Raw genomic sequence first — 742 nt, 5'->3', positions numbered from 1 at the left:
GGTGGCAGAAACGCTGGGGTCATCGGATGGCATTGGGTACCGCCTGCGTCAGGCCGGCGATCTGGTGCAAACCAGCCAGGTATTCGCCTGGACATTGTTACTCGTCTCACTGATGTTGCTGCTGGAAGGGGGGTTGCTGAAACCCTTGGAGCGGCATCTGTTTCGCTGGAAAAAACGTTCATAGCATTTCATTGAATCTGAGGTAATAACATGAAAAGACTGCTCGTTGTTTTTGCCCTGCTGGCAGGACTTCTGCCGCAACTGAGCTTTGCTAACGGCAAAGTGCGTATTGGTTACTGGACATCCGGCGTCAGCCTTGGCTACGGCGCGGTGCTCGAAAGTCAGGATTTCCTGAAGAAACGTGGCGTCGATGCTGAGTTCGTTCACTTTCCTGATGTTAACGCCCCCTTGAAGGCTCTGGCTTCTGGTTCTATCGATCTGGCATTTGGTGCACCGGTTGCCGGTGTATTCAGCGTTGCCAGTGAGGGGTGAAAATCATCGCGGCCACGCAACCTGCGGATGTGGCATTCGTGGTGCCAGCCGACTCACCGATCACATCGCTTTCCCAGCTAAAAGGTAAAAAAGTGGGCATGTCACCCGCCGGTTCTTCCGTCGCCGTGATTGGTACTACGTTGTTGCAGGAAAACGCGGGTATTGCGGCAAATGCATTTTCACTGGTCGGAGGAAATGAATCACGTTTGGCACAGTTCCTGGCGCAAAAGCAGGTGCGTGCAGCAGCCTT

The 742-nt window shown here is 53.9% G+C and carries 2 protein-coding genes and 1 pseudogene; all 3 read left to right on the top strand.

Annotation, left to right across the window (positions count from 1 at the left end):
- Positions 1-184: pseudogene (locus tag J5224_RS32365) on the top strand (ABC transporter permease); the annotation flags it as partial.
- Between the two features lie 26 nt (positions 185-210).
- On the top strand, positions 211-492 hold the full coding sequence (locus tag J5224_RS32360; RefSeq protein ID WP_264629038.1) for a MetQ/NlpA family ABC transporter substrate-binding protein: 282 nt from the start codon (positions 211-213) through the stop codon (positions 490-492).
- Positions 489-742: PhnD/SsuA/transferrin family substrate-binding protein (locus J5224_RS32355; protein WP_264629037.1), on the top strand; the 254-nt coding region annotated here is incomplete at its 3' end. The genes J5224_RS32360 and J5224_RS32355, both read left to right, overlap by 4 nt.

Source organism: Candidatus Symbiopectobacterium sp. NZEC135, from assembly GCF_025962695.1.
This window is presented reverse-complemented; position numbering and strand designations above follow the sequence as displayed.